A 22,509-nucleotide genomic window follows, 5' to 3' on the forward strand; every position below is an offset into this window, starting at 1 on the left:
GTGTCTCTGATCGCTTCTGACCACTTCCGCATCGTTGTCGGCCTCGGCAAGAGCGGCATGTCCCTGGTTCGCTTCCTGGCGAACCGGGGCGTGGCGTTTGCCGTGGCCGATACGCGGGAAAATCCACCGGAACTGGCCACGCTCCAGCGTGACTATCCGCACGTGGAAGTGCGTTGTGGCGAGCTGGACGTCGAGTTCCTGTGCCGTGCCGACGAGCTCTACGTGAGCCCCGGCCTGGCGCTGGCGACCCCGGCCCTGCAAGCCGCCGCGGCCCGTGGCGTGAAGCTTTCCGGCGACATCGAGCTGTTCGCGCGTAACGCGAAGGCGCCGATCGTGGCCATCAGCGGTTCCAACGCGAAAAGCACCGTCACCACCCTGGTCGGCGAGATGGCGGCTGCGGCCGGCAAGCGCGTGGCCGTGGGCGGCAACCTCGGTACGCCGGCGCTGGATCTGCTCAGCGATGACGTCGAGCTGTACGTGATGGAACTGTCGAGTTTCCAGCTGGAAACCACCGACCAGCTCAACGCCGAAGTGGCGACCGTGCTCAACATCAGCGAAGACCACATGGACCGCTACAGCGGTCTGCCGGCCTATCACCTGGCCAAACACCGGATCTTCCGTGGCGCCAAGCAGTTCGTGGTCAACCGTCAGGATGCGTTGACCCGTCCGTTGATGGGCGAGGGCCAGCCGTGCTGGACCTTCGGCCTGAGCAAACCGGATTTCAAGGCGTTCGGCCTGCGTGAAGAGAATGGCGAGAAATACCTGGCCTTCGAATTCCAGAACCTGATGCCGGTGCGCGAACTGAAGATTCGCGGCGCCCACAACCAGTCCAACGCCCTGGCGGCGCTGGCACTCGGCCACGCGGTCGGGCTGCCGTTCGACGCCATGCTGGTGGCGCTGCGCACCTTCGCCGGTCTCGAACACCGTTGTCAGTGGGTGCGTGATCTGGACGGCGTCGGTTACTACAACGATTCCAAAGCCACCAACGTGGGCGCCGCACTGGCCGCCATCGAAGGCCTGGGTGCCGACATCGACGGCAAGGTCGTGCTGATCGCCGGTGGCGACGGCAAAGGCGCCGAATTCAAGGACCTGCGCGATCCGGTGGCGACCCATTGCCGCGCCGTGATCCTGATGGGCCGTGACTCCGACAAGATCGGCGAAGCGATCGGCGATGCCGTTCCGCTGATTCGCGCCACCACGCTGGTCGATGCGGTTGACCAGTGCCGCGCCGCCGCCCAGCCGGGTGATGTGGTGCTGCTGTCGCCGGCCTGCGCCAGTTTCGACATGTTCAAGAACTACGAAGACCGTGGTCACCAGTTCGTCCGCGCCGTGGAGGATCTGGCATGAGCTTGAGAAACATCATCAAGCCATACCCGTCGCCGCTCATTACCGGACGCGGAATCGACCTCGACTTCCCGATGCTCGCCGGTTGCCTGGCGTTGCTCGGTCTGGGCCTGATCATGATCGCCTCGGCATCGACAGAAGTCGGCGCAGCGCAGTCGGGCAGTGCTCTGTATTACATGACCCGTCACCTGATCTACGTGGTGCTGGGCCTGGGCGCGTGCGTCGTCACCATGATGATTCCGATCGCCACCTGGCAGCGCCTGGGCTGGATGATGCTGATCGGTGCTTTCGGCCTGCTGGTGATGGTGATCATTCCGGGGATCGGCCGTGAGGTGAACGGTTCGATGCGCTGGATCGGTTTCAGCTTTTTCAACGTGCAGCCGTCCGAAATCGCCAAGGTGTTCGTGGTGATTTACCTCGCCGGTTACCTGGTGCGTCGCCAGAAAGAAGTGCGCGAGAGCTGGATGGGCTTCTTCAAGCCGTTCATCGTGCTGCTGCCGATGGCGGGCCTGCTGCTGATGGAGCCGGACTTCGGTGCCACCGTCGTGATGATGGGCGCGGCGGCGGCGATGCTGTTCCTCGGCGGGGTCGGGCTGTTCCGGTTCTCGCTGATGGTGGTACTGGCCGTCGGTGCGGTGGTGTTGCTGATCCAGATGCAGCCGTACCGGATGGCGCGTCTGACCAACTTCGCCGACCCGTGGGCCGACCAGTTCGGTGCCGGTTATCAATTGTCGCAAGCCTTGATCGCGTTCGGTCGCGGTGAATGGCTGGGCGTTGGCCTGGGCAACAGCGTGCAGAAGCAGTTCTATCTGCCGGAAGCCCACACCGACTTCGTGTTCTCGGTGCTGGCTGAAGAGCTCGGCGCCGTGGGTTCGCTGTGCACCGTGGCGCTGTTCGTGTTCGTGTGTATTCGCGGCATGTACATCGGTCTTTGGGCCGAGAAAGCCAAACAGTTTTTTGCCGCTTATGTTGCCTATGGTCTGTCGTTCCTGTGGATCGGCCAGTTCCTGATCAACATCGGCGTGAACGTCGGTCTGCTGCCGACCAAGGGCCTGACCTTGCCGTTCCTCAGTTACGGCGGCAGTTCCCTTGTGATCTGCTGCGCCTGCCTTGGCCTGTTGCTGAGGATCGAGTGGGAGAGCCGGACCCACCTGGGCAGTGAAGAGATGGAATTCCATGAGAGCGACTTCGCCGAGGAGCCGAACCATGGGCGCTAACGTATTGATCATGGCCGGCGGCACCGGTGGCCACGTGTTCCCGGCGCTGGCCTGTGCCCGCGAATTCCAGGCGCGCGGCTACACCGTGCACTGGCTCGGCACGCCGCGCGGGATCGAGAACGATCTGGTGCCGGCGGCAGGTATTGAACTGCACCGCATCAACGCCACTGGCTTGCGTGGCAAGGGCAAGCTGTCGCTGCTCAAGGCGCCGTTCATGCTGCTGAAATCGGTGTGGCAGGCGCGGGCGATCATTCGCCGCTTGCGTCCGGTGTGCGTGGTCGGATTCGGCGGCTATGTGACCGGTCCCGGTGGTCTTGCCGCCAAACTGGCCGGCGTGCCGGTGATCGTTCATGAACAGAACGCCGTGGCCGGCACCGCCAATCGGTTGCTGGTGCCGTTCGCCGCCCGGGTGTGTGAAGCGTTCCCCGACACCTTTACCCTGTCGGACAGCCGCCGTACCACCGGTAACCCGGTGCGCAGCGAGCTGTTCCTCGAAACACCGCGCCCGGCCCTGGCCGGACGCAAGGCGCGTTTGCTGATCCTGGGCGGAAGCCTGGGCGCAGAGCCGTTGAACAAGTTGCTGCCTGAAGCCCTGGCACAAGTCGCTGCCGACTTGCGTCCGGAAGTGTTCCATCAGGCTGGCAGAAACCACGATGAAGTGACTGCAGAGCGCTACCGCGCCGCCGGCGTGGATGCGCAGGTGCAGCCGTTCATCAAAGACATGGCCCAGGCCTATGGCTGGGCTGACCTGGTGGTGTGCCGCGCCGGCGCATTGACCATCAGCGAACTGGCCGCCGCCGGTCTGCCCTCGATGCTGGTGCCCTTGCCCCACGCGATCGACGATCACCAGACCCGCAACGCCGATTATTTGGCCCGCGAAGGCGCTGCCTTCCTGATGCCGCAAAGAACGACTGGTGCCGCGGACCTTGCCGCGCGCCTGACAGAGGTCTTGATGCAACCGCAACGACTCGAACAAATGGCCCAAGCGGCCCGCCGTCTGGCGAAACCCGAAGCCACCCGTAGCGTGGTCGATACCTGTCTGGAGGTGGCCCATGGTTGAGAATCAGAAAGCCATGCCGCAACCGGAAATGCGCCGCATCCGTCGCATCCACTTCGTCGGGATCGGCGGCGTGGGCATGTGCGGCATCGCCGAAGTGCTGCTGAACCTGGGCTATGAAGTGTCCGGTTCGGACCTGAAAGCTTCGCCGGTGACCGAGCGCCTGGAATCCTTCGGTGCGCAGATCTTCATCGGCCACCGTGCCGAGAACGCCGCTGCCGCCGATGTGCTGGTGGTGTCGAGCGCCGTCAACACCTCCAACCCGGAAGTGGCGACCGCACTGGAACGCCGCATCCCGGTGGTGCCGCGTGCCGAAATGCTCGCCGAACTGATGCGCTACCGCCACGGCATCGCCGTCGCCGGTACCCATGGCAAAACCACCACCACCAGCCTGATCGCTTCGGTGTTCGCGGCGGGTGGCCTGGATCCGACCTTCGTCATCGGTGGCCGTTTGAATGCTGCGGGCACCAATGCCCAGCTCGGCACCAGCCGTTATCTGATTGCCGAAGCCGATGAAAGCGACGCAAGCTTCCTGCATCTGCAGCCGCTGGTGGCTGTGGTCACCAATATCGACGCCGACCACATGGCGACCTACGACGGTGACTTCAACAAACTGAAGAAAACCTTCGTCGAGTTCCTGCACAACCTGCCGTTCTACGGTCTGGCGGTGATGTGCCTGGACGATCCGGTGGTGCGTGAAATCCTGCCGCTGGTCAAGCGTCCGACCGTGACCTATGGCTTCAGCGAAGACGCCGACGTGCGCGCGATCAATGTTCGTCAGCAGGGCATGCAGACCTTCTTTACCGTGCTGCGCCCTGATCGCGAGCCTCTTGATGTGTCCGTGAACATGCCGGGCAATCACAACGTGCTCAATTCCCTGGCGACCATCTGCATCGCCACCGACGAAGGCGTCAGCGACGAGGCCATCGTCCAGGGCCTGTCCGGCTTCCAGGGTGTCGGCCGACGCTTCCAGGTCTACGGCGAACTGCCGGTGGACGGCGGCAATGTGATGCTGGTCGACGACTACGGTCACCACCCGACCGAAGTCGCAGCCGTGATCAAAGCCGTGCGCGGTGGCTGGCCGGAGCGCCGTCTGGTGATGGTCTACCAGCCGCACCGTTACAGCCGCACCCGCGACCTGTACGACGATTTCGTCAATGTCCTGGCCGACGCCAACGTGCTGCTGCTGATGGAAGTCTACCCGGCCGGCGAAGAGCCGATCCCGGGCGCCGACAGCCGCAAGCTGTGCAACAGCATCCGCCAGCGCGGTCAGCTCGACCCGATCTACATCGAGCGCGGCGTCGATCTGGCGCCACTGGTCAAGCCGCTGCTGCGTGCCGGCGACATTCTGCTGTGCCAGGGCGCCGGTGACATCGGCGGTCTCGCACCGAAACTGTTGAAAAGCGAGTTGTTCGCCGGTGCCGTGGCGGCATCGGTCGAGGGGAAGTTGAAATGAATGCTGCCTACGCCAATCTGTTCTCCACCATCGCCCCGAAGGATTTCGGCCGTGTGGCCGTGTTGTTCGGTGGCCTGAGTGCCGAGCGTGAAGTCTCGCTGAAGTCCGGCAATGCCGTGCTCACTGCGCTGCAAAGCGCAGGTGTGGACGCGTTCGGCATCGACGTCGGCGCCGACATTCTGCAGCGCCTGCTGAGCGAGAAGATCGACCGCGCGTTCATCATCCTCCACGGTCGTGGCGGTGAAGACGGCAGCATGCAGGGCCTGCTCGAAGTGGCCGGCATTCCGTACACCGGCAGTGGCATCCTGGCTTCGGCGCTGGCGATGGACAAGCTGCGCACCAAGCAGGTCTGGCACACGCTCGGGATTCCGACGCCGCGTCACGCCGTGCTGCGCAGCGAGGCCGATTGTATTTCGGCGGCGACGGAACTGGGCTTCCCTTTGATCGTCAAACCGGCGCATGAAGGTTCAAGTATCGGGATGGCCAAAGTGAGTTCTGCGTCCGAGTTGATCGACGCATGGAAAGCGGCCAGTACCTACGATTCGCAAGTGTTGGTCGAGCAATGGATCCACGGTCCGGAGTTCACCATCGCCACCCTGCGTGACCAGGTGTTGCCTCCTATCGCCCTGGGTACGCCGCACACGTTCTACGACTACGACGCCAAGTACATCGCCAACGATACCCAGTATCGGATTCCGTGCGGGCTCGATGCCGCCAAGGAAAAAGAACTCATGGACCTCACGGCGCAAGCCTGCGAGGCGCTGGGTATTGCCGGTTGGGGCCGGGCGGACGTGATGCAGGACGCCGACGGCAAATTCTGGTTCCTGGAAGTCAACACCGCTCCCGGCATGACCGATCACAGCCTGGTACCGATGGCGGCGAAAGCGGCCGGTCTGGATTTCCAGCAGCTGGTCCTGGCCATTCTGGCCGCCAGTGTCGATGCCGACGGCAAGAAAGAGGCGCGAGGTTAAAACCATGCAAGGCGCACAGCTCAGACATCAGCCACCCGCACCCGGCCGCAAGCCGGTGCCGCGGGGTGCCAGCCGAATGGTGGCCAAAGAGCCGATGTCCGCGCGCCTGCCAAAAGCCAACTTCGGCTTTTTGAAAGGTCTGTTCTGGCCGGTGCTGCTGGTGGCCCTGGGGTTCGGCACTTACGAAGGCGCGCAGCGTTTGCTGCCGTACGCCGACCGGCCGATCACCAAGATCGCGGTGCAGGGTGACCTGAGTTACATCAGTCAGCAGGCGGTGCAGCAGCGGATCGCCCCGTACGTGGCGTCGAGCTTCTTCACCATCGACCTGGCGAGCATGCGCACCGAACTTGAGCAGATGCCGTGGATCGCCCACGCCGAAGTACGTCGGGTGTGGCCGGACCAGGTGGTGATCCGCCTCGAAGAGCAACTGCCGGTGGCCCGCTGGGGCGACGAGTCGTTGCTCAACAACCAGGGCCAGGCGTTCACGCCCAAGGAACTGGCGAACTACGAACACCTGCCGCAGCTGTTCGGTCCGCAGCGGGCCCAGCAGCAAGTGATGCAGCAATACCAGGTGCTGAGCCAGATGCTCCGGCCATTGGGCTTCTCGATTGCGCGGCTGGAGCTGCGTGAACGTGGCAGCTGGTTCCTGACCACCGGTGCCGGCAGTTCCGGCCCCGGGATCGAGCTGCTGCTGGGACGCGGCAACCTGGTGGAAAAGATGCGCCGCTTCATTGCCATCTATGACAAGACGCTCAAAGAACAGATTACGAACATTGCGCGCATCGATCTGCGCTATGCCAACGGCCTTGCTGTTGGCTGGCGGGAACCAGTAGCGCCGACGACAGCCCAACCCGCTGTCGCAAAGAATTAAGAAGAGGCAGGACCCATGGCAAACGTGCAAAGCGGCAAAATGATCGTCGGTCTCGATATCGGCACCTCCAAGGTGGTGGCGCTGGTCGGCGAGGTTGCGGACGACGGCTCGCTGGAAATCGTCGGGATCGGCACTCATCCGTCCCGCGGCCTGAAAAAAGGCGTGGTGGTCAACATCGAGTCCACCGTGCAGTCGATCCAGCGCGCGATCGAAGAAGCCCAGTTGATGGCGGGCTGCCGCATTCACTCGGCGTTCGTCGGTGTGGCGGGCAATCACATTCGCAGCCTGAACTCCCACGGCATCGTCGCGATCCGTGATCGCGAAGTCAGCTCGGCAGACCTGGAGCGTGTACTCGATGCCGCCCAGGCAGTGGCGATCCCGGCCGACCAGCGTGTGCTGCACACCCTGCCGCAGGATTACGTGATCGATAACCAGGAAGGCGTGCGCGAGCCGCTGGGCATGTCCGGCGTGCGTCTGGAGGCCAAGGTTCACGTGGTCACCTGCGCCGTCAACGCCGCACAGAACATTGAAAAATGCGTGCGTCGCTGCGGTCTGGAAATCGACGACATCATTCTCGAGCAACTGGCCTCGGCCTACTCGGTCCTGACCGACGACGAAAAAGAGCTGGGCGTGTGCCTGGTCGACATCGGCGGCGGCACCACCGACATCGCGATCTTCACCGAAGGCGCGATCCGCCACACGGCCGTGATCCCGATTGCCGGTGATCAGGTGACCAACGACATCGCCATGGCGTTGCGCACCCCGACCCAGTACGCCGAAGAGATCAAGATCCGCTATGCCTGCGCCCTGGCCAAACTGGCCGGTGCCGGCGAGACCATCAAGGTGCCGAGCGTCGGCGACCGTCCGCCGCGTGAACTGTCCCGTCAGGCCCTGGCCGAAGTGGTCGAGCCGCGTTACGACGAACTGTTCACCCTGATCCAGGCCGAGCTGCGTCGCAGCGGCTACGAAGACCTGATCCCGGCCGGCATCGTGCTGACCGGTGGTACCTCGAAGATGGAAGGTGCCACCGAGCTGGCCGAAGAAATCTTCCACATGCCGGTCCGCCTGGGCGTGCCGCATGGCGTGAAGGGGCTGGATGACGTGGTACGCAACCCGATTTATTCCACTGGCGTTGGCTTGTTGATGTACGGCCTGCAGAAGCAGTCCGACGGGATCTCGTTCTCGGGCATCGGCAGCCGCGACAGCTACAGCAACGATGAGCCGCAGGCGCCGTTGCTGGACCGTTTGAAGAAGTGGGTTCAAGGCAACTTCTAACGCTTTACCGCAGCACCGCAACAAACAGCAGTAGGCGAAAAAACTAGAGAATGTAAGGAGAGGGAAAATGTTCGAACTCGTAGACAACATCCCCGCAAGCCCGGTAATCAAAGTTATCGGTGTTGGCGGTGGCGGCGGCAACGCTGTCAACCACATGGTCAAGAGCAACATCGAAGGCGTGGAATTCATCTGCGCCAACACCGATGCTCAAGCGCTGAAAAACATCGGCGCGCGCACCATTCTGCAACTGGGCACCGGCGTGACCAAAGGCCTGGGCGCCGGCGCCAACCCGGAAGTCGGCCGTCAGGCTGCGCTGGAAGATCGCGAGCGCATCGCTGAAGTGCTGGCCGGCACCAACATGGTGTTCATCACCACCGGCATGGGCGGCGGTACCGGTACCGGTGCTGCGCCGATCATCGCCGAAGTGGCCAAGGAAATGGGCATCCTGACCGTTGCGGTCGTGACCCGTCCGTTCCCGTTCGAAGGCCGCAAGCGTATGCAGATCGCCGACGAAGGCATCCGCATGCTCTCGGAAAGCGTCGACTCGCTGATCACCATTCCGAACGAAAAACTGCTGACCATCCTCGGCAAGGACGCAAGCCTCTTGTCGGCTTTCGCCAAGGCTGACGATGTACTGGCCGGTGCCGTTCGCGGTATCTCCGACATCATCAAGCGTCCGGGCATGATCAACGTCGACTTCGCCGACGTACGCACCGTAATGAGCGAAATGGGCATGGCGATGATGGGCACTGGCTGCGCCAGCGGTCCGAACCGTGCACGTGAAGCGACCGAAGCGGCCATCCGCAACCCGCTGCTGGAAGACGTGAACCTGCAAGGCGCACGCGGCATCCTGGTGAACATCACCGCCGGTCCTGACCTGTCCCTGGGTGAGTACTCCGACGTGGGTTCGATCATCGAAGCCTTCGCTTCCGAGCACGCGATGGTCAAGGTCGGTACCGTTATCGATCCGGACATGCGCGACGAACTGCACGTGACCGTGGTTGCCACCGGTCTGGGCGCGAAAATCGAGAAGCCTGTAAAGGTCATCGACAACACCGTTCACACCTCGATGGCGGCTGCTCAAGTGCAGCAACCGGCACCTGCTCGTCAGGAACAGCCAGCGGTGAACTACCGTGACCTGGACCGTCCGACCGTCATGCGCAACCAGGCTCAGGCCGGTGCTGCGACTGCCGCGAAGATGAATCCGCAAGATGACCTGGACTACCTGGACATCCCGGCTTTCCTGCGTCGTCAGGCCGATTGATGAAATGTATCAGGGGTATTCAGGTGATTGGTGTTCAGCAAAGGCTCGGTCTGCTATCATCGCCAGCCTTTGTTGATACCAGTTCGCAATTTGCGCTGAAGCGGCCCATGCCATGATTAAACAACGCACACTGAAAAATATTATCCGTGCCACCGGTGTAGGTCTGCACTCCGGGGAGAAGGTTTACCTGACCCTCAAGCCTGCACCTGTCGACACCGGGATCGTCTTTCGTCGTGCCGATCTCGATCCGGTTGTCGAGATACCGGCTCGTGCGGCCAACGTCGGCGAGACAACCATGTCGACAACGCTGGTCAACGGTGACGTGAAGGTAGACACGGTGGAGCACCTGCTCTCGGCCATGGCTGGCCTGGGCATCGATAACGCCTACGTCGAGCTCTCCGCGTCTGAAGTCCCGATCATGGATGGCAGCGCAGGACCTTTCGTATTCCTGATTCAATCGGCTGGCCTGGAAGAACAGGACGCCGCCAAGAAATTCATCCGCATCCTGCGTGAAGTGACAGTGGAAGACGGCGACAAGCGCGCCACTTTCGTCCCTTTCGAAGGGTTCAAGGTGAGCTTCGAGATCGATTTCGATCACCCGGTTTTCCGGGACCGCACCCAAAGTGCAAGCGTGGATTTTTCCAGCACTTCGTTCGTAAAAGAAGTCAGCCGCGCCCGTACTTTCGGTTTCATGAGTGACATCGAGTACCTGCGCAAGCACAACCTCGCACTCGGCGGCAGCGTGGAAAACGCGATTGTGGTCGATGCCGATGGCGTACTGAACGAAGACGGCCTTCGCTATGAAGACGAATTCGTGAAGCACAAGATCCTCGATGCAATTGGCGACCTGTACCTGCTGGGCAACAGCCTGATTGGTGAGTTCAAGGGCTTCAAGTCCGGCCACGCACTGAACAACCAGCTGCTGCGCAAGTTGATTGAGCAGAAAGATGCCTGGGAAGTCGTGACGTTCGAAGACGCCAGCACTGCACCAATCTCTTACATGCGCCCGGTTGCGGCGGTGTAAGTAAAAAACCTCTCTAGTTTTTTGAAGGCCACCTTTGGGTGGCCTTTTTTTATGCCTGTTCTCAGGCCACGACGACCCGGTTTCGCCCACCTTCCTTGGCTTGGTACAACGCCTTGTCCGCCGCGAACAACAGCTGCTCCAGGCTGATCTCGCTCGTCGCCGTCCAGGTGCTGATGCCGATACTCACGGTCATCGGTGACTGGTCTTCATTCACGCTCGACAGTTGTTCCACCGCTGCGCGAATGTGCTCGGCGATCTGCTGCGCCCCGACACTGTCGGTTTCCGCGAGGATCACCGAAAACTCCTCACCGCCATAACGCGCCACCAGGTCCGCCGGGCGCCGCACATTGGTGGTGATTACCCTGGCCAGTTCACGCAACGCCTGATCCCCGGCCTGATGCCCATGCCGGTCATTGAAGGCCTTGAAGTGGTCGGCATCGATCATCAGCAATGACAGTGGCTTGCCCGAGCGCTGGGCGCGGAACCACTCGTGGCGCAGCGATTGATCAAGCATCCGCCGGTTGGCGACCCCGGTCAGGGCATCGGTCGCCGCGAGCTGCGCCAGTTCGCGTTCGGCCCGCTGGCGCAGGCGCAGCTCCCGGGCCAGCAGCCAGGTCAGCCACAGCAGCCCGGCACACAGCACGCCGGTGGCGCTGCTGATCAGGATCGCCGTGCGTCGCCAAGCGCCGAACACTTCCTCGCTGGACAGGGCAACGATCACCGTCAGCGGCAGATTGCCGACCCGCGAGTAGGTGTACAGCCGTTGCTGATGATCCATGCTCGAGATGCTGTTGAAACTGCCATTGCCGCTGCTGTCGCGCAGGATCCGCACCACATTGGGCCGCGCGGCAAAGCTCTTGCCGATCGAATCGCTCTGCAGATAAGGCTTCTGTGCCAGCAGGATGCCGTCGTTATTGATGATGTTGAGGGTGCTGTCGATGCCGATGTCGAGGCTGTTGAACAGCTGATCGAAGTAATCGAGTTTCATCGACGCCACGGCCACGCCGAGGAACTCGCCGGTGTTCGACGAGATGCGCCGACTGAAACTGATCCGCCACTGGTCCGCGTCATCGCAGTCGCAGCGGGGCTTGAACGGACGGCTGATGAACATGCCGGTGTCGCGGTTGAAGGCGTGGGCGAGGAAGTAGTCACGGTCGGCGAAATTGCCTGGCAGCGGATCGACCCGTGAGGAATCGGCGATCACTTCGCCATGCTTGTCGAGCAGCAGGATGTCGCCCTTGAAGCGCGCCGTGGTGGAGCGATCAAACAACGCCAGATGGCGGATCTGCGGCGACACATCTTTCAGGTCGTCACGCTGGGCGGCGGCGATCAGCCCTTGCAGCGTCAGGTCATACAGCTCGACGGTGCGCAGCACGTCGGCGTCGATCAGTTGGGCGATGGTGGTGGCGCCACGGGTAGCCGACTCCTGAGCGTTGGCGTGTTCGCGGATCAGCAGGAACGTGACGATGCACACAATCGCGATCACGCTCAGCAGGCTGCCGAGGATCAGCAGCAGCTCGGAGCGTCCGGTCGTGCCGGGAACGGTAGGGGTGCGGCTCGCGATCATGGTTCGGTTTCGGTAAGGGATTCTTGTAAGCGTAGTTGTACCCGCTTCGCTGCCGCAGGCAAGAAAAAGGCCAGCGCATCAGGCTGGCCTTTTTACTGTAGCGCCGATCTTAGAAGACGTTGATCGGGTAGTCGATGATCACACGGTATTCATCTGTGTCTGAATCCAGTGCGCCGTAACCGTTGCCGCCACGGTTGGTCGCCCATTGCAGGCGCACCGCCAGGTCTTTGGCCTGACCGCTCTGCACCACATACTTGAGGTCGATGTCGCGCTCCCAGTGCTTGGCGTTGCGGCCTTCGGCGCTGTACCACGAGGCGTAACCCTTGCTGTGCGGATCGACCTTGGTCAGGTCCAGCGTACCGCGTGAGTAAGACAGCGCCGAGGTCAGACCCGGCAAGCCGACGCCGGCGAAGTCGTACGCGTACTTCAGCTTCCACGAACGCTCGTTCGGGCCGTTGAAGTCCGAGTACTGCTGCGAGTTGTCGAGGTAAACGCTGTCGCCCTGGCTGATGTAATCGAACGGCGTGTTGCCGTTGACCCGCTGGTACGCGGCGGTGACGCTGTGACTGCCGACGCCGACGGTGAAATGCAGGCTGTAGGTGTTGTTGTCGATGTTGCCCAGCAGCGCGTCGCCGGTGTCCTGGGTGTGATAGAAGTGCAGACCCGGGTTGAGGGTCACCCGATCATTCAGCGCCCATGTGTAGTCGAGGTCGTAGTAGTACTGGTTCCAGATGTCCTTCAGCTCGGACGCGTACAGGCTGCTGGTCAGGCCTTCGACGCCGCTCCAGGCCACGCCGGCCCAGTTCAGGTGCTGGCTCTTGTCGCCGTCGGCGAGGGTGCCGTAAGAGGTGCCGATGCGTTTGTGGCCGCTCTGGTTGTAGGGTTTGGTGAAGCTGGCCTGGCCGCCTTCGATCATCCAGCCGTCGAAGCTGTGGTTGGTCAGGCTGAGGCCGCGAAAGGTCTGCGGCAGCATGCGCGTCTCGCCACCGGCGATCACCGGGTTGGCGAGGAACAGATCGCCGGCCTTCAGCTCGGTATCGAACGCGCGCATTTTCAAGGTGCCGCCCGCCGTGGAGAACGCGCCCGGCGCTTTGCCGCTGCCGTCACTGACCGGCAGGATGCTGGAGTTGTCCGTTCCGCCACCGCCGTCGAGTTTCAGACCGAGCATGGCGTGGGCATCGAGGCCGAAGCCGACCGTGCCTTTGGTGTAGCCCGACTCGAATTTGCCGAGGAAACCCTGGCCCCACTCGATGTTGTCGTCCGTCTGCTGCAGACGGTTGCGGTTCATGTAGTAGTTGCGGGCATTGAGGTTGAGGCTCGCACCTTCGACGAAACCCTGTTTCTCGGATTCGGCGGCGTGGGCAGTGGGGGCAATCGTTGCGGCAATTGCAATGAACAGCGGGGTGAAGCGAACTGGGTAACGCACGTGCGGTAAAGCTCCTTGGGTCAACTGACACTTCAATGTCTTGAGGTGCGGGATGTTTCCAGTTGTTAAAGACGAACCAGACAGCGTTCAGACCACAACGAAAAAAGGCCGCTGAAAATCAGCGGCCTGCAAGGACGACGGTTGAACGGGAAGAGCCAAACAACCGCGTCGAGGGAAACGTTGCGCGGTGCGGTACTCAGATGTCTTTCTCAGAAGCTTGAGCCTGCGAAGTTGCGGCCTGAGGGGCTTGCGTGGCGTCTTGAGCCTTGGCCATCACTTCTGCCTGATGCTGTTCGAATGCGTGAGCGCGAGCGGCGTTTTGCGCTACAAACGTCTGGGATTCTTCAGCCATCGCCAGCGGCGACAGGATCAATGAGGACAAAACGAAAGCGCTGGCAATACCCATACTGTTGGACATCTTGAAAACCTTCTTGCTTGGCAAGTGCTGTTTGGTGCGGGCAAAGATAAGGTTGCCGGGCGTTGGGAAACAGCGTGATTTTCATAAATGACTGTTGCGGGAATGGCAATGATCCCTGACCTCAGACCGGAAGGTGGATCCCGAAGGTGTTCATCCCGCGATCACTGCGCACAAACACATCGCCGCCGTGCATCAGCGCAATCGCCTTGACGATCGCCAGCCCCAACCCGTGATTGTTGCCGCTGTTGCTGCGCGACGCATCGACCCGGTAGAAACGCTCGAACAAGCGCGGCAAATGCTCGCTGGCAATCGGCAAACCGGGGTTGGCCACGCCGATGCTGACCTGATGTTCCTCGGCCGCGATCTTTACTTCGATCACCTGACCGGGCGCCGTGTGTTGCACCGCGTTGCTCAGCAGATTGATCAAGGCCCGGCGCAGATGGGCGATCTCGATCTGTACCCGCGCGTCGCCGCTTACCCGCACCTGGACCTGCGCATCTTCGAGAATGAAGTCGAGGTATTCGAGGGTGGTTGCCACTTCATCGGCCAGCGAGGTCGAGGTCAGTTTGGTGGCCTTGCTGCCCTGATCGGCGCTGGCCAGGAACAGCATGTCGTTGATGATCGAGCGCAGGCGTTCCAGCTCTTCGAGGTTGGATTGCAGCACTTCGAAATAATGCTCGGCGGAGCGCCCGCGCGTCAGGGCGACCTGGGTCTGGCCGATCAGGTTGGTCAGTGGCGAGCGCAGTTCATGGGCGACGTCGGCGTTGAATGACTCCAGCCGCGAGTACGCCTGTTCGACCCGCTCCAGCGTCGAGTTGAACGACTCGACGAACTGCTCCAGTTCCGGTGGCAACGGTGACAGACGCAGGCGCCCGGCCCGCAACGGCGGGGCCAGACGCTGGGCTTCGTGGGACAGTTTGATCAACGGTTTGAGGCCGATCCGCGCCACCCAGTAACCCAATGCCGACGCCAGTAGCACACCGATCACCGCCAGACTCACCAGCGCGATCAGCAACTGATGCTGGGTCTGGTGAAAGGTCTCGGTGTCGATGCCGATCATGAAGCGCAACGGCGGGCGTTGATCCTTGGCCGGCAATTCGGTGAGCAGCACTTTCAGCGGATAAGGATGGTCGGGCAGTTGCAGGTCGCGCATGCCCAAGGGGCCTTGGGCAAACGCGCGGATCAAGGCATCCGGCTCGCCAAACTCGTAGCCCGGATTGCCGCTGACCACCCAGAAGCGGATGCGCTTGTCCTCTTCGCCGAGCAGCTTGAGCTTGGCGTTGATCTTCACCCAGTGCTCAGGGGTGCCATAGCGGTTGAGCGCGGATTCCAGCACGCTGTAACGCGCATCGAGCTCCGCTTCCGGCAGCAGGCCGAGGCCTTTGTCCACTTGTTGATACAGCGCGCCGCCGATCAACAGGAACACCAGCAGCGCCACCAGCGTGAACATCCCGCTCAAGCGCAGCGCAATGGAATTACTGGACACCACGGCTCTCCAGCACATAACCCATGCCACGGATGGTGTGCAGCAGTTTCTCGTCGAACGGCCCGTCGAGCTTGGCCCGCAGGCGTTTGATCGCGACTTCGACGACGTTGGCGTCGCTGTCGAAATTGATGTCCCAGACCATCTCCGCAATCGCGGTTTTCGAGAGGATTTCGCCTTGGCGCCGGGCCAGCACGCTGAGCAGTGAAAACTCTTTCGCCGTCAGATCCAGCCGCGTGCCGGCGCGGGTGGCCTTGCGGCTGATCAGGTCGATCCACAGGTCGGCGATGCTCACTTGTACCGGTTCGTGGCCGCCACTGCGCCGGGTCAGCGCTTGCAGGCGCGCCACCAGTTCGAGGAAGGAGAACGGTTTGCCGAGGTAATCGTCGGCGCCGTCGCGCAGGCCGCGGATCCGGTCTTCGACCCGTTCGCGGGCGGTGAGCATGATCACCGGTGTCTGCTTGCGCGCACGCAACGCCCGCAATACGCCGAAGCCGTCGAGGCCCGGCAGCATCACGTCGAGGACGATCACCGCGTAGTCGCTTTCCAGCGCCAGGTGCAGGCCCTCGACGCCGTCGCGGGCCCGATCCACGGTGTAACCCTGTTCCGTCAGGCCGCGGTGCAGGTAGTCCGCGGTTTTCTCTTCGTCTTCGATAATCAGAACGCGCATGACCCGCCTCAGTCTGTCGTTGCCAGCGCCGCGACGGGCGCAGGTTTGGGCTTGTGGAACAGCCGCTCAAGCCACAAGTATATGACCGGCGTGGTGAACAGCGTCAGCATCTGGCTGACCAGCAGCCCACCCACCACTGCGATCCCCAGCGGCTGGCGCAGTTCGGCGCCGGTGCCGTAACCGAGCATCAGTGGCAGGGCGCCGAGCAGGGCGGCGAGGGTGGTCATGATGATCGGCCGGAACCGCGTGATACATGCCTCGAAAATCGCATCCTGCGGCGACAAGCCGCGATGACGCTGCGCTTCCAGGGCGAAGTCGATCATCAGGATGCCGTTCTTCTTGACGATACCGATCAGCAGCACCAACCCGATCAACGCCATGATCGAAAAGTCCTGGCCGCAGATCCACAGCATGATCACCGCGCCGAGACCCGCCGCCGGCAAGGTCGAAATGATCGTCAGCGGATGGACGAAGCTCTCGTAGAGCACGCCAAGGATGATGTACACCGCCACCAGCGCCGCGAGAATCAGCCACGGCTGACTTTTCAGCGAACTCTGGAACGCCTGGGCCGCGCCCTGGAAGTTACCGCTGATCGCGGTCGGCATGCCGATCTCGGCCTTGGCCTGATTGAGCAGGATCACCGCGTCGCCCAGTGCCACGCCGGGCGCCAGGTTGAACGACAGGTTGGCGGCCGGGAACATGCCGTCGTGGGCGATGGACAGCGGACCGATGGTCGGCGCGTCGAATCGGGCCAGTGCTGACAGCGGCACCATCTCTCCGCTGAGCGGCGAGCGCAGGTAGAAATAGTTGAGGCTTTCGGCCTTGCCGCGCTGTTGGGTGTCCAGTTCCAGGATCACGTTGTATTGGTTCACCTGAGTCTGGAACTCGTTGATCTGCCGCTGGCCGAAGGCGTCGTACAGCGCCTCATCGACATCACTCGCCGTCAGGCCGAAACGCGCAGCGGCGCTGCGGTCGATGCTGATGTGGGTGATGCTGCCGCCCAGTTGCAGGTCGTTGGAAATGTCACGGAACGCCGGGATGCTGCGTAGCTTTTCGGTGAGTTTCTGGGTCCAGGTGGCGAGGGTCGGCCCGTCGTTGCTCTTGAGCACGTATTGGTACTGCGCACGGCTCGGGCCGGAGCTGAGGTTGATGTCCTGGCCGGCGCGCAGGTAAAGCACGATGCCGGGGACTTTCATCAGTTGCGGACGAATGCGGTCGATGAACTGGCTGGCCGAAACATCGCGGTCTCCGCGTTTTTTCAGGGCAATCCAGAAGCGGCCGTTGGCGATGGTCTGGTTGCTGCCGGACACGCCGACCGAGTGGGAAAACGCCTGGACGGCAGGGTCGGCAGCGACGATTTCGGCCATCGCCAGGTGTTTTTTCACCATGTCGCTGTAGGAAATATCGGCGGCGGCTTCGGTGGTGCCGAGGACGAAACCGGTGTCCTGCACCGGGAAGAAACCCTTGGGGATAAACACGTAGCCGCCAATCGCCAGTGCGACGGAAATGCCGAACACGCCGATCATCAATTTCTGGTGAGCGAGGGCGCGGCGCAGGCCTTTTTCGTACCAGCCGAGCAGGCGTTCGCTGAAGCCCGGTTTGTCATGGGCGTGATGCACCGGTTTGCGCATGAACAGCGCCGCCAGCGTCGGCGCCAACGTCAGGGATACCACCACGGAAATCATGATGGTCGAGGTGGCCGTCAGGGCGAATTCCTTGAACAGCCGCCCGACCACGCCGCCCATGAACAGCAACGGAATGAACGCCGCCACCAGCGAGAAACTGATCGACACCACGGTAAACCCGATCTCGCCGGCGCCCTTGATCGCGGCGTCGCGCATGCTGTCGCCGGCCTCCAGATGACGGTGGATGTTTTCCACCACCACGATGGCATCGTCGACCACGAATCCCACCGCCACCACGATGGCCACGAGGGTCAGATTGTTCAGGCTGAAACCGAGCAAATACATCAAGGCGAAACTGGCGGTCAGCGACACGCCGAGCACCGCCGAGACAATCATCGTCGCCGACAGCTGACGCAGGAACAGCGCCATGACCGCCACCACCAGCAGGATCGCGATCAGCAGGGTGATTTCCACCTCATGCAGCGAGGCGCGGATGGTCTGGGTGCGGTCGATCAGGGTTTTGACCTGCACCGAGGCCGGCAGCATGGCTTCGAGGCCGGGCAGGGCGGCTTGAATCCGGTCGACGGTTTCGACGATGTTGGCGCCGGGCTGGCGCGAGATCACCAGATTGACCCCCGGTCGATCGCCGGCCCAGGCTTGCACGTAGGCATCTTCTGAACCGTTGACGACTTTGGCGACATCCTTGAGGTGAACCGGGGCGCCGTCCTTGTAGGAAACGATGAGCTGGCTGTATTCCTCGGGGTGGAACAACTGGTCGTTGGTCGACAACGTGGAAATGCTCGAGTCGCCGTACAAGGCGCCCTTGGCGAGGTTGAGGCTGGTCTGCTGGATCGCCACACGAATGTCGGCGAGGGTCAGGCCGATGGCCGCCAGTTTGTCCGCCGAGGCCTGCACGCGGATTGCCGGACGTTGCTGACCGGTGATGTTGATCTGGCCTACACCGTCGATCTGACTGATCTGACGCGCAAGCAGGGTTTCCACCAGGTCGCTGAGTTCAGTGCCGGGCATTTGCGTGGAGCTGACGCTGAGGATCAGCACCGGGCTGTCGGCCGGGTTGACCTTCTTCCAGGTCGGCAGGGTCGGCATGTCTTTCGGCAGTTTGCCGGCGGCGGTGTTGATCGCGGCCTGCACTTCCTGGGCGGCGGTGTCGATGCTCTTGTCGAGGGTGAATTGCAAGGTCAGCAGGGTCGAGCCCAGCGCACTGCTGGAGGTCATCTGGGTCATGCCGGGGATGGCGCTGAATTGCACCTCCAGCGGCGTGGCCACGGAAGAAGCCATGGTGTCGGGGCTGGCGCCGGGCAGTTGGGCGGAGACCTGGATCGTCGGAAATTCCGCTTCCGGCAGCGGGGCAATCGGCAGGCGCGGGAAGGCAATCACCCCGACCAGCACCAGCGCGATGGTCAGCAGAATCGTCGCCACCGGGTGATCGATGCACCAGGTCGAAACGCCTTTGTGCTGCTTCATGGCTTGGGCTCCGCTTGCACCACCTGCGGCGGTTCGCTCATGACCTGCACGGTCGAACCGGGCTTGAGCCGCGACTGGCCGTCACTGACCAATACGTCGCCGGGTTTCACGCCTTTGATGATGTCCTGACCGCTGCCCTGATAAACCATTTGCACCTGCACCGCTTCAACCTTGTCGCCGTTGACCCGGTACACGAAGTGCTGATCGAGTCCGCGTTGTACGACAGTGGGCGGGACCACCAGTGCATCTTTATCCAGCGCTGTCTGAATCTTTACCGTCACCAGCAGGCCGGGCCAGAGCTTCTGGTTGGGATTGTCGAACTCAGCCTTGGCGCGGATGGTGCCGGTGTTGGCGTTGATCTGGTTGTCGATCAGGGTCAGGTGACCTTCGCCGAGCAGGTTGCCGGTTTCGCCATCGGTGTCGGCGCCGATGTAGGCCTTGACCTGCGCGCGCTGCGGGTCGCTGATCAGGCCTTGCAGGGTCGGCAGCATTTGCTGGGGCAGGGAAAACTCGACGGCGATCGGGTCGATCTGGGTCACGGTGAACAGACCCTGGGTGTCGGTCATGCGCAGGAAGTTGCCTTCGTCGACCGTGCGAATCCCGACGCGGCCGGTGACCGGGGAACGAATCTGGGTGTAGGAAAGTTGTACCTGTGCCGCGTCAATCGCGGCCTGATTGCCCTGGGCGGTGGCTTTGAGCTGGTTGACCAGTGCCTGCTGCTGGTCGTAGGTCTGCTTCGATACACCGTCGTCGACGCTGAGCAGTTTGTAGCGCTTGAGGTTGACCAAAGCGACTTGCAGTTGCGCCTGGCTTTCGCCCAGTTGCGCCCGGGCCTGGTCGAGGCTGGCGCGGATCGAGCGGTCGTCGATGGTGGCGAGCAGGTCGCCCTGTTTCACCAGCTGACCCTCTTTGACCAAGAGCTTGGTGAGGATGCCGTCGATCTGTGGGCGCACCACGACGCTGTGCAACGAGAGGACCGAGCCGATGCCGCTGGTGTAGCGGGGGACGTCTTTTTCGCTGACGGCGACGACTCGCACCGGGATGGCGGTGGGGCCGGCGAGTTTGGCCGGGGCGGGTTTGTATGCGTACCACAGACCGGCGGCTGCGAGGGCGATCAGCAGGGTGGCGAGCAGGGCCTTTTTCTTCTGGATTTGCATGCTTGTGGGGCGCCAGGGGGACGGGGTTTGGGCAGGTTGGTTCTTTATAAACTTGTTTGGGGGTCAGGAGGGTGACGGCTGGCTGACGGCGCTGTCAGTTTCGGCTTTTGACTTGGCGGCCTTTGGGCCGACCATGCTTTGGGGGTTCTTTGTGAATATCCGTTTCTTCGGGTGTTGCGGATGGCGGTTCCGCCCTTACGGCGGGTCACTTTTGGCAAACGCCCCAAAAGTAACCAAAAGGTCTGGGCCCCTGCGTTCGGCGCCTCGCTGTGGCTCGGCGTTCCTTCGTTCCGGGATTTATCCGGGGGCATCGCCTACGGTTTGCTTCGCTGCACCTCCTCTCGATGCATGCGGCTTCGCCGCACGGTCGCTGCGCTCCCACCCCCGGATAAATCCCTCCACTCAGCCTTCCGATGGGGCCGGCACGTCAAGAGCGGTACTCGAGCTAACGCTCATCGTGCTGAGTGGTGAAGGGCGTGCGGTCGGCTTTTGGTTTTTGTTGGGTTTGCTCACCTCGGCCCTTTCTCGAGGGAGTGGAGGACAACACAGGAGCTTTTCAAAAGCTGAATTCACCTCGGTCTTTCACGTCGGCGTACCTCCTCCAAACACCTCGGTCAGTCCCCTCTCCCTCTGGGAGAGGGCTAGGGTGAGGGGGCTTTTGAGGTTGTTTAAATCTCAACAACCAAACCGGATACTTCCCACAATGTTTTCAGGTTGTCCGTCGGAAGCACGCTCTCTAGTCTTTGGCTGTCGCTGCCAATTCAGCGAACAGGCGTGGAAACCTGATTTCAAGTAGTTGCAAAGCATCTCCCCGTAATCGTTGCCGATGTCTTCTTTCGTCTGCAAACTGCGTCGCGGCGGCTGTGCGCAGGCAGACTTCGGTCTGGCCGGTTGCCTACTTATCGGTTTTCCACCCTGCGTACAGCTGCCACCTTTTGTCGTGTGGAAACGACAAGGGATGGCTCCATAGCCAAGTAGGAGCTTTTCATGGACAAACTGATACCCGACCCACCCCTCGAATCACCCACCCCTCTCGAAGAGGCCATGCGCGCCGAAGACCTCGCCCGTAACCGCGAAGCCATCAAACGCGCCCTCGACTATTACCTCTGCCCCAACCCCACCAAGCCGCGCCCGAGCACGATGTACATGGTCACTCCTAACGTCGACACCGAAAGCCTGCTGGCCAATGCCTGCGAGTCCCTGGCGTCGGCCAGTACCATCGCCAGCAATTTCGCCAATGAGCTTTCGGGCCCGCAGCGCAGTACGGCGTTGGGAATCCAGCAGATCATCATGCTGGCGGAGCTGGCGGTGAACCGGGCGCTGGATCGGGTTGATCCGCAAACGTGATCCGCTAGTCGAAGAGTCCCGAAAAGGAACCGGTCGTACCCTTTTGGGGGCTCTTTAAAGTCCGCACACGCAGGTATACTGCGCGCTTTCGCGGCTCGTCCACCGGGCCGGACTTTTTGCTTCGCGGAGCTTTCATGACTTCCCCAATCGACAACGCTGTGAGCGATGTCCCGGCAGAGCTGGCCGAGGCCGGCGAATCCAAGCCGACCATTCCTGCGTTCAAGTTTCCGTTCAAACCAGGTGAGCTGGCGGCTGCCAAAGCGGCGAAGCAGCCGCAGTTCAAGGGCAAGGACGGTGATCGCCATGCCAAGATTCCGGGTGTGGCACCTTCGGGCACTCGCCGTTCGATGGGCAAGCGCTGATTCAATCCCGCTTCGGCCGTTGCTGTGATTTTCGGTCACAGTGATGGCTAATTGCTCAGTTCCTGAGCCAGATCAACGTTTCACCAGTGAGTGCGCTTAGAGTCAGCAGCCCTGCCGACTCTTTCCAATAAAACGAGCGCGCTTTCCATGAAGATCAATCTCCCGGTGACCGGGCGCAATGTCGATGTTGCGCCGGATGCGAACATTCTCTCGACCACCGATCTGACCAGCGCGATCACCTACGCCAACAACGACTTCATCAGGATCAGCGGTTACAGCCGCGACGAGCTGCTGGGTGCGCCGCACAATTTGCTGCGTCATCCGGACATGCCCGCGCAGGCGTTTGCCCATATGTGGCAGACGCTCAAGGGTGGGCGGTCGTGGATGGGGCTGGTCAAGAATCGTTGCAAGAACGGTGATCACTACTGGGTCAGTGCTTATGTCACGCCGGTCACGCAGAACGGTGCGGCGGTGGAGTATCAGTCGGTGC

At 62.0% G+C, this 22,509-nt stretch carries 18 protein-coding genes and 1 pseudogene; 12 read left to right on the plus strand and 7 right to left on the minus strand.

Annotated features, from left to right (window positions below):
- The 9 genes from murD to lpxC all read left to right on the plus strand — a co-directional run bounded on the left by murD (nt 1) and on the right by lpxC (nt 10,479).
- Entirely contained in the window at nt 1–1,347 is a 1,347-nt protein-coding gene (gene murD, locus QRN46_RS00160; RefSeq protein ID WP_201816470.1) for a UDP-N-acetylmuramoyl-L-alanine--D-glutamate ligase, read from the plus strand.
- Complete coding sequence (gene ftsW, locus QRN46_RS00165; protein ID WP_103387034.1) at nt 1,344–2,561, plus strand: putative lipid II flippase FtsW; 1,218 nt, start codon at nt 1,344–1,346, stop codon at nt 2,559–2,561. The genes murD and ftsW overlap by 4 nt, the downstream gene beginning before the upstream one ends.
- Complete coding sequence (gene murG, locus QRN46_RS00170; protein WP_039766246.1) at nt 2,551–3,621, plus strand: undecaprenyldiphospho-muramoylpentapeptide beta-N-acetylglucosaminyltransferase; 1,071 nt, start codon at nt 2,551–2,553, stop codon at nt 3,619–3,621. Before ftsW ends, murG begins: the two co-directional genes overlap by 11 nt.
- Nucleotides 3,614–5,074 (plus strand): UDP-N-acetylmuramate--L-alanine ligase, encoded by a 1,461-nt coding sequence (gene murC, locus QRN46_RS00175; RefSeq protein ID WP_011335862.1) that lies wholly within the window; start codon nt 3,614–3,616, stop codon nt 5,072–5,074. The genes murG and murC overlap by 8 nt, the downstream gene beginning before the upstream one ends.
- Nucleotides 5,071–6,045: a D-alanine--D-alanine ligase gene (locus QRN46_RS00180; protein WP_285354156.1), complete on the plus strand. Its 975-nt coding sequence runs from the start codon at nt 5,071–5,073 to the stop codon at nt 6,043–6,045. The genes murC and QRN46_RS00180 overlap by 4 nt, the downstream gene beginning before the upstream one ends.
- 4 nt (nt 6,046–6,049) lie before the next feature.
- Nucleotides 6,050–6,916: a cell division protein FtsQ/DivIB gene (locus QRN46_RS00185; protein WP_007956757.1), complete on the plus strand. Its 867-nt coding sequence runs from the start codon at nt 6,050–6,052 to the stop codon at nt 6,914–6,916.
- Nucleotides 6,917–6,931: 15 nt separating this feature from the next.
- The gene (ftsA, locus tag QRN46_RS00190) at nt 6,932–8,191 is read left to right on the plus strand and encodes a cell division protein FtsA (RefSeq protein WP_007956755.1); all 1,260 of its coding nucleotides are present in this window, start codon (nt 6,932–6,934) and stop codon (nt 8,189–8,191) included.
- A gap of 67 nt (nt 8,192–8,258) precedes the next feature.
- Complete coding sequence (gene ftsZ, locus QRN46_RS00195) at nt 8,259–9,455, plus strand: cell division protein FtsZ (protein ID WP_007956754.1); 1,197 nt, start codon at nt 8,259–8,261, stop codon at nt 9,453–9,455.
- A 112-nt stretch (nt 9,456–9,567) separates the two neighbouring features.
- Nucleotides 9,568–10,479 carry a UDP-3-O-acyl-N-acetylglucosamine deacetylase gene (gene lpxC, locus QRN46_RS00200; RefSeq protein WP_007956752.1) on the plus strand — a complete coding sequence of 304 codons (912 nt, stop codon included), beginning with the start codon at nt 9,568–9,570 and terminating at the stop codon, nt 10,477–10,479.
- Between the two features lie 61 nt (nt 10,480–10,540).
- On the opposite strand, the gene QRN46_RS00205 is transcribed toward lpxC, so the two are convergent.
- The 7 genes from QRN46_RS00205 to QRN46_RS00235 form a co-directional block, all read right to left on the minus strand.
- A complete protein-coding gene (locus QRN46_RS00205; protein ID WP_011335860.1) occupies nt 10,541–12,046 on the minus strand; it encodes a sensor domain-containing diguanylate cyclase in 1,506 nt (501 codons plus the stop codon).
- A gap of 109 nt (nt 12,047–12,155) precedes the next feature.
- Nucleotides 12,156–13,472: an OprD family porin gene (locus tag QRN46_RS00210; protein ID WP_011335859.1), complete on the minus strand. Its 1,317-nt coding sequence runs from the start codon at nt 13,470–13,472 to the stop codon at nt 12,156–12,158.
- A gap of 196 nt (nt 13,473–13,668) precedes the next feature.
- Nucleotides 13,669–13,890 (minus strand): hypothetical protein, encoded by a 222-nt coding sequence (locus QRN46_RS00215; RefSeq protein ID WP_285354157.1) that lies wholly within the window; start codon nt 13,888–13,890, stop codon nt 13,669–13,671.
- Nucleotides 13,891–14,011: 121 nt separating this feature from the next.
- The gene (locus QRN46_RS00220; RefSeq protein WP_011335858.1) at nt 14,012–15,376 is read right to left on the minus strand and encodes a heavy metal sensor histidine kinase; all 1,365 of its coding nucleotides are present in this window, start codon (nt 15,374–15,376) and stop codon (nt 14,012–14,014) included.
- Nucleotides 15,366–16,043: a heavy metal response regulator transcription factor gene (locus tag QRN46_RS00225; protein ID WP_011335857.1), complete on the minus strand. Its 678-nt coding sequence runs from the start codon at nt 16,041–16,043 to the stop codon at nt 15,366–15,368. Before QRN46_RS00225 ends, QRN46_RS00220 begins: the two co-directional genes overlap by 11 nt.
- An 8-nt stretch (nt 16,044–16,051) precedes the next feature.
- Nucleotides 16,052–19,153, minus strand: a complete 3,102-nt coding sequence (locus QRN46_RS00230) for a multidrug efflux RND transporter permease subunit (protein ID WP_285354158.1) — start codon at nt 19,151–19,153, stop codon at nt 16,052–16,054.
- The gene (locus QRN46_RS00235; protein ID WP_011335855.1) at nt 19,150–20,310 is read right to left on the minus strand and encodes an efflux RND transporter periplasmic adaptor subunit; all 1,161 of its coding nucleotides are present in this window, start codon (nt 20,308–20,310) and stop codon (nt 19,150–19,152) included. Before QRN46_RS00235 ends, QRN46_RS00230 begins: the two co-directional genes overlap by 4 nt.
- A gap of 987 nt (nt 20,311–21,297) precedes the next feature.
- Between QRN46_RS00235 and QRN46_RS00240 the strand changes: the two genes are divergently transcribed.
- The 3 genes and pseudogenes from QRN46_RS00240 to QRN46_RS29045 all read left to right on the plus strand — a co-directional run.
- Nucleotides 21,298–21,657 carry a DUF6124 family protein gene (locus QRN46_RS00240; protein ID WP_011335854.1) on the plus strand — a complete coding sequence of 120 codons (360 nt, stop codon included), beginning with the start codon at nt 21,298–21,300 and terminating at the stop codon, nt 21,655–21,657.
- Between the two features lie 134 nt (nt 21,658–21,791).
- Nucleotides 21,792–22,019, plus strand: coding sequence for a hypothetical protein (locus tag QRN46_RS00245; RefSeq protein WP_039765632.1), 228 nt, complete (start codon nt 21,792–21,794; stop codon nt 22,017–22,019).
- A 147-nt stretch (nt 22,020–22,166) separates the two neighbouring features.
- Nucleotides 22,167–22,448, plus strand: a pseudogene (locus QRN46_RS29045) (PAS domain-containing protein); the annotation flags it as partial.
- Nucleotides 22,449–22,509: the final 61 nt, after the last annotated feature.

The sequence above is a fragment of the Pseudomonas sp. lyk4-R2A-10 genome (assembly GCF_030209075.1).
Taxonomy (GTDB): Bacteria; Pseudomonadota; Gammaproteobacteria; order Pseudomonadales; family Pseudomonadaceae; genus Aquipseudomonas; species Aquipseudomonas glycinae.

Excerpts from the sequence above, each read along its gene's own strand:
- ftsW (WP_103387034.1), top strand. The coding sequence starts at position 1,344 with ATGAGCTTGAGAAACATCATCAAGCCATACCCGTCGCCGCTCATTACC.
- murG (WP_039766246.1), top strand. The coding sequence starts at position 2,551 with ATGGGCGCTAACGTATTGATCATGGCCGGCGGCACCGGTGGCCACGTG.
- murC (WP_011335862.1), top strand. The coding sequence starts at position 3,614 with ATGGTTGAGAATCAGAAAGCCATGCCGCAACCGGAAATGCGCCGCATC.
- QRN46_RS00180 (WP_285354156.1), top strand. The coding sequence starts at position 5,071 with ATGAATGCTGCCTACGCCAATCTGTTCTCCACCATCGCCCCGAAGGAT.
- QRN46_RS00185 (WP_007956757.1), top strand. The coding sequence starts at position 6,050 with ATGCAAGGCGCACAGCTCAGACATCAGCCACCCGCACCCGGCCGCAAG.
- ftsA (WP_007956755.1), top strand. The coding sequence starts at position 6,932 with ATGGCAAACGTGCAAAGCGGCAAAATGATCGTCGGTCTCGATATCGGC.
- ftsZ (WP_007956754.1), top strand. The coding sequence starts at position 8,259 with ATGTTCGAACTCGTAGACAACATCCCCGCAAGCCCGGTAATCAAAGTT.
- lpxC (WP_007956752.1), top strand. The coding sequence starts at position 9,568 with ATGATTAAACAACGCACACTGAAAAATATTATCCGTGCCACCGGTGTA.
- QRN46_RS00205 (WP_011335860.1), bottom strand. The coding sequence starts at position 12,046 with ATGATCGCGAGCCGCACCCCTACCGTTCCCGGCACGACCGGACGCTCC.
- QRN46_RS00215 (WP_285354157.1), bottom strand. The coding sequence starts at position 13,890 with ATGTCCAACAGTATGGGTATTGCCAGCGCTTTCGTTTTGTCCTCATTG.
- QRN46_RS00225 (WP_011335857.1), bottom strand. The coding sequence starts at position 16,043 with ATGCGCGTTCTGATTATCGAAGACGAAGAGAAAACCGCGGACTACCTG.
- QRN46_RS00230 (WP_285354158.1), bottom strand. The coding sequence starts at position 19,153 with ATGAAGCAGCACAAAGGCGTTTCGACCTGGTGCATCGATCACCCGGTG.
- QRN46_RS00235 (WP_011335855.1), bottom strand. The coding sequence starts at position 20,310 with ATGCAAATCCAGAAGAAAAAGGCCCTGCTCGCCACCCTGCTGATCGCC.
- QRN46_RS00240 (WP_011335854.1), top strand. The coding sequence starts at position 21,298 with ATGGACAAACTGATACCCGACCCACCCCTCGAATCACCCACCCCTCTC.
- QRN46_RS00245 (WP_039765632.1), top strand. The coding sequence starts at position 21,792 with ATGACTTCCCCAATCGACAACGCTGTGAGCGATGTCCCGGCAGAGCTG.